The organism is Desulfobacula sp. (assembly GCF_021107415.1).
Genome location: NZ_JAIOSW010000177.1, coordinates 1 through 5,407 on the forward strand (window position 1 = coordinate 1; position 5,407 = coordinate 5,407).

Sequence of the window (5,407 nt, forward strand, 5' to 3'; positions counted from 1 at the left end):
GAAACGCGGGCGGTTTGAAAGGGCAAATAAAGGAACGATCTTTCTTGATGAAATCGGAGAACTGCCCATGGAAGCCCAGATCAGATTTCTCAGGGTATTGCAGGAAAAAAGTTTTGAACCTGTGGGCAGTGATAAAACAATCAAATCAGACACCAGAGTTATAGCAGCAACACATCAAAATCTGGAGAAAATGATTAAAGAAAAACGTTTTAGAAATGATCTGTATTTTCGACTTAAAATTTTTCCGATATATATTCCCCCGTTAAGAGAGAGGAAAATGGATATTCCGGCTCTGGTTCAGCATTTTATTCTTAAAAAATATAAAGAAATGGGTTTGAAAAATTTTCCTGTTCTATCAAATAATGCCATTGAACGTCTTAGCGCTTATGACTGGCCAGGTAACGTTCGTGAGCTTGAAAACACTGTGGAAAGAGCTCTGATCATAAGCCGTGGCAAACCGCTTCGGTTTGATGATCTTGTAACCCCCGCAGACACGAGCAACACAGAAAATTTTGAAATTTCGGACAGACAGCCTGTTTTACTTGACGAGGTAATTTCACGGCATATCAGAAATGTTCTTAATCAGACAAAAGGCAAAGTTGGCGGCACTAACGGTGCAGCTGAACTAATGGGAATTAATCCTGCCACCTTAAGACACAAAATGCGAAAACTTTGTATTCCATTTGGAAGAGATATAAATTATTCTTAAACTGTAAAGATGGATATTGGTGCTGAGTGAGGATTTTGATATAATTTACCCTATTCACCCCAAATCCTTGAAAAAAAATTTTATTGACATACTGCTACGGATGGTTGCATGATAATCACATATTAATTTTGGTAAAATTTCAGTTTTATCTATTATTAATCGTTTTAATAAAAGGAGGGCATTATGGCAGTTTCTATTATTATCAGACGAACCGTAAAGGATGAGACCATGGCAGGCCAGCTGGCCCCTTTGATCGTGCAACTCAGATCCCGTGCTGCGGTTCAGCCGGGGTTTTTCACCGGCCAGACTTTCAGCTGCCTGGACTGTGATGGGGAGTATATGGTCATCACCACCTGGAATACCCTGGAAGACTGGAACAAATGGATGCACAGCGAGGAACGCATGGCCATTCAGCACCAGATAGATGGATTGCTGGGGGAAAAAACCCTTTATCGGTATTATGAACCTGTTGTGGGCGGTATCCCTCCCCGGTTTCAATCGTAACCAGGGGGAATTCAAAAAGGATTGAACACGGAACCTTTAATCATTGCTCACAGGGGGGCAAGTAGCATTGCTCCGGAAAATACCATTGCTGCGGCGAATCAGGCATTTGAAGTTGGTGCAGACCTTTGGGAAACGGATATTGCCGTTACCAGTGATGAACAATTAATTTTATTTCATGACGCTTCTTTACAACGAACCACCAATGTTGCAGCAGTTTTTCCAAAGAGGAAGCACCAGGTGTTTACTCAATTTACCCTGGCTGAAATCCAACGGCTTGACCCGGGCATTCATTTCATAGAACACGACCCCTTTGGAGAGATAAATAAAGGATCCATCAGCCGGGAGACACTGGCTTCGTTCAAGGATGAAAAAATACCTACACTTGAAGATGCTCTGATTTTTACCAGAGAAAAAGACTGGAAAATAAATCTGGAACTGAAAACCCTGCCGGAAAATTTCAAGGATTTTCCCATAACACAGCGAGTCATAGAATTGATCAGGACACTAGAGATTGATCCGGGCCGGCTGATTATTTCTTCCTTTAATCATCCATGGCTCAGACAGGTAATAGCCATGGAACCCTCCATTGAAGTTCAGGCATTGATAGGCTATTTTGAATCAAAGCCCCTTGACTGGGGAGATTTTTCGTTTCCTGTGTATAATGCCCGCAGCACCCTGATAGATGAAGATCAGATTGCCAGAGCAAAAGATAAAAGAAAGCTGATTAATCTCTTTACTGTGAACGAAAAAGATGAAATAATTCGATTTATCAATACAGGAGTTAATGGGCTCATCACGGATTATCCTCAGCGCATTGTCGCCATTGCAGGGGAGTAACGTATAGTATGGCGTTTAAACGGCATGATAAAATTTTTATCTTTAATGGATATCCAAAATTAAGCAGAAACAATTTTGATGCATCATTATGGGTACGATTATTCCAGGTAATAGGTTTTTCCTTCCTGCACCAAGGGAAAAGGAGCATTTGCCAGGAAGGGGGTGTGGTATCCTAGTATCTGGCCGGATATGGACTGTTGTAGCTTTTCAACCTGTTTCCAGTGAGTGTGAACACTGCCGGGATTGTCAAAATCAATTTCGTGAAAAACAAGATCACACGATGCAAACCATTGGGGGAGAAGTTCATCTCGATTAATAATGGTATTGATGGTTTCATCAAGTTTGGTGTCCCCGGAAAACCCCAGCATTTTTCCACCGGCCGAAATTCTGAACCCCAATGTGCCGTAGGGAAGAAAATGATGGTTCCAGCGACAGTCTAACTGAATTGAGCCCAGTTGCAGCGGGGTTCCGGGGAATAGGGGTATAAAGTTTACCAGCCTATTGAACCCGGGACACAGAAGGATAAACTGTTTTTTGAGCAGTTCGAAAATACGGGGCGCTGTTATGAGGTTTATAGGGATTTTAGTATGCTCGGCTCGTTTCAGGCAAGCGGAAAATCCCTGGGTGTGATCCTCATGATTATGAGTGATAATGACGTGGGTAATATCGTCCCAGTGAACGCCATGGCGTGCCAGATTATGAGCTGGGTAGCCACAGGGATCAATCCAGATCACCTGCCTGTCGAAACGCACAATACAGCTGGAAACTGTTCCGGCAAATCCATTGCCAGTACCCACGGCCTTGATTTCAAGACCCTGTCTGGAGGCTGAGTCTCTTGCTACACTGGTCAGAACAGCTTCAACATGGGTATCCGGACTTTGGGATGGTTTGAATTCAAGCCTGTCATAGAGGGTTTTCCCATGATCGGACAGGATGATGTTATCCTTGGCAACAACGATTTTTAATGGACCATTCTCATATACAGGCGCGGCGGGCTGCCTGCTGAACCAGTTATTAAGCCAGCGCTTTTTTATGATGGAGATACGGTTTGAATCAAAAAAAAAGGAAAAGGTTTTATCAAGATTATGATGCATCTGTTCAACGTTGGCAGGCGAACCAACATAGTGTTTCCGGATGCCGCCTCTGACCTGTGCCTGCCACAGTACAAATTCTTCACCTGTATGGTTGTCGCCGGCCATGGAGCCTTCCCATTTCGGAACTACGACGATCTCCTCTTTGAATCCGTGAAGGCTGAGAAATTTTGAAATATCAGGCATACTTCCCACACGTACCGTTCCCCTGGATGTTTTTATAAGATCAACGTACATGCCGCAGCTTTCGATACGCTTCACTTCCCTGGTTAACGGGGTTAAACAATTGCTGGTCATTGCCATAGCTCCTCTGATTTATGTAAATGTTTACATTGGTTATTTATAATATAGATTCAAGACAGGTTTCAAGCAATAAAAGCCTATGATTTAAAAAAGCTTGACACATTCAATTGGTACAGGCTATACAAATGTAAACGTTTACAGAGGGATTTATGAGTACGATTCTTGATGTCGCAAAATTGGCGGGAGTTTCGACGGCCACGGTCTCCAGAGTCATTAATTCTCCAGAGACGGTACGGGTAGAAACCCGTGAAAAAGTCGTCCGGGCAATGAAGATGTGTAACTACAAATATAATGCCCTTGCCCGTGGTTTTGTGACCAAACAGTCGAATACCATAGGCCTGATCATTCCAACTATTAATAACCCCGTATTTGCCGAATCCACCCGGGGAGTTCAGGATTTTGCAGATTTGAAGAAAACTCAGGTCATTCTGGGAAATACCTACTACCAGTATAAACAGGAGGAGAGCCTGGTTGAAACACTGAGAGAAAAGCAGGTGGACGGTCTGATCATAACCACCACCAATCTTAAGGGGATTATCCTGAAAACTCTTCTGGATGAAGGATTTCCCTTTGTCCTGTTATATAGTACAGTGAAAACCGGCCCTTTGTCGGCAGTTGGAATCGACAATTACCAGGGTGGATACCGGGCAACCGAACACCTTGTGAAGTTTGGCCATGAACGCATCGGGATGGTCGCAGGCAATTTTTCCATATCTGACCGGAGCCTTCATCGATGGTATGGATACAGGCAATGTCTCAAGAACAACGGTATTCCCTATGACAAAGACCTTCTGGCACAGACAGACTATTCATTGACCGGAGGAAGGGATTCGGTGAAACAATTGCTTTCCCTTCAGAATCCCCCCACGGCTGTTTTCTGTTCCAACGATTATCTGGCCTTTGGGGCCATGAAGGGTGCAAGGGAATTGGGTTTAAATCTTCCGGAAGACCTTTCCATAGTAGGATTCGATGATGTTCAGATTGCATCCTATGTGGTTCCGGGGTTGACAACCATTCACCAGCCAGCCTATGAGATGGGAAAAATGGGGACCAAACTTCTTTTTCAGCGCATCAAAGGGCAGGCAAAGCCTGTTCAGCTAATGATGGAATCATCTCTTATCGTCAGGGAGTCCACGATATGGGCACCTGGATAAACATTGGGAGAGTAAGGCATGCGGACTGAACGAAAGAGATTGAGCATGATGTTAACCATATCCTAACTGTTATTTTATTAACAGGTGGGATAAATAAAACGTGTAAGCTGTTATTAACCATAATTATTAAGGAGAAAACGCATGAAGAACGTAACATCAGGAATTCAAAAGTTGAAAGTACTGCTTTTAGGGCTGCTGTTGCTTTCATTTTCATCCATGGCCTTTGCAACTGACCTTACCATGTTCTATCCTGTTGCAGTGGGCGGCCCACTGACAAAACTGGTGGACAAGCTGGTTCAGGACTTTGAAGCAGAAAATCCGGATATCTCTGTAAAAGCCATTTATTCCGGGAATTATTCCGATACCATGACCAAGGCGATGACCTCACTCAAAGGCGGAAATCCTCCCCATATTTCCGTGATCCTTTCTACTGAAATTTTTACGCTTATTGACAATGATGCTATCCTGCCCTTTGATGATCTGGTGACAACCACTGAAGAAAAACAATGGCTTGACAGTTTCTATCCGGCTTTGATGGAAAACAGCAGAACCGGCGGTAAAACCTGGAGCATTCCGTTCCAGAGATCTACCATTGTCATGTATTATAACAAGGACGCCTTCAGAAAAGCCGGTCTTGATCCTGAAGACCCCCCGGCAACCTGGGAAGAACTGGTCGAAACGGGGAAGAAACTTGTCACAAAGGATGCCGCGGGCAAGGTGACTCAATGGGGTCTGGAAATTCCTTCCACAGGATATCCCTACTGGATGTTCGGAGCATTGTGCCGACAGAACGGCGAGGTTCTGATGAA

6 protein-coding genes are annotated in these 5,407 nt (G+C 43.9%); 5 read left to right on the forward strand and 1 reads right to left on the reverse strand.

The window, feature by feature from the left end; all coding sequences use genetic code 11:
* The 3 genes from K8S13_RS09725 to K8S13_RS09735 form a co-directional block, all read left to right on the forward strand.
* Positions 1–709 (forward strand): sigma 54-interacting transcriptional regulator (locus tag K8S13_RS09725; RefSeq protein WP_291462251.1); only part of this gene is annotated, 709 nt, incomplete at its 5' end.
* A 183-nt stretch (positions 710–892) separates the two neighbouring features.
* Positions 893–1,213, forward strand: a complete 321-nt coding sequence (locus K8S13_RS09730) for an antibiotic biosynthesis monooxygenase (protein ID WP_291462252.1) — start codon at positions 893–895, stop codon at positions 1,211–1,213.
* A gap of 21 nt (positions 1,214–1,234) precedes the next feature.
* Positions 1,235–2,050 (forward strand): glycerophosphodiester phosphodiesterase family protein, encoded by an 816-nt coding sequence (locus K8S13_RS09735; RefSeq protein WP_291462253.1) that lies wholly within the window; start codon positions 1,235–1,237, stop codon positions 2,048–2,050.
* A 98-nt stretch (positions 2,051–2,148) separates the two neighbouring features.
* Here the strand turns inward: K8S13_RS09735 and K8S13_RS09740 are convergent, their stop codons facing one another.
* Positions 2,149–3,438 carry an MBL fold metallo-hydrolase gene (locus tag K8S13_RS09740; protein WP_291462254.1) on the reverse strand — a complete coding sequence of 430 codons (1,290 nt, stop codon included), beginning with the start codon at positions 3,436–3,438 and terminating at the stop codon, positions 2,149–2,151.
* 155 nt (positions 3,439–3,593) lie between these two features.
* On the opposite strand from K8S13_RS09740, the gene K8S13_RS09745 reads away from it, so the two are divergent.
* Together K8S13_RS09745 and K8S13_RS09750 are read left to right on the forward strand one after the other, a co-directional pair.
* Positions 3,594–4,598, forward strand: a complete 1,005-nt coding sequence (locus K8S13_RS09745; RefSeq protein ID WP_291462255.1) for a LacI family DNA-binding transcriptional regulator — start codon at positions 3,594–3,596, stop codon at positions 4,596–4,598.
* 141 nt (positions 4,599–4,739) lie between these two features.
* Positions 4,740–5,407: extracellular solute-binding protein (locus K8S13_RS09750; protein ID WP_291462256.1), on the forward strand; the 668-nt coding region annotated here is incomplete at its 3' end.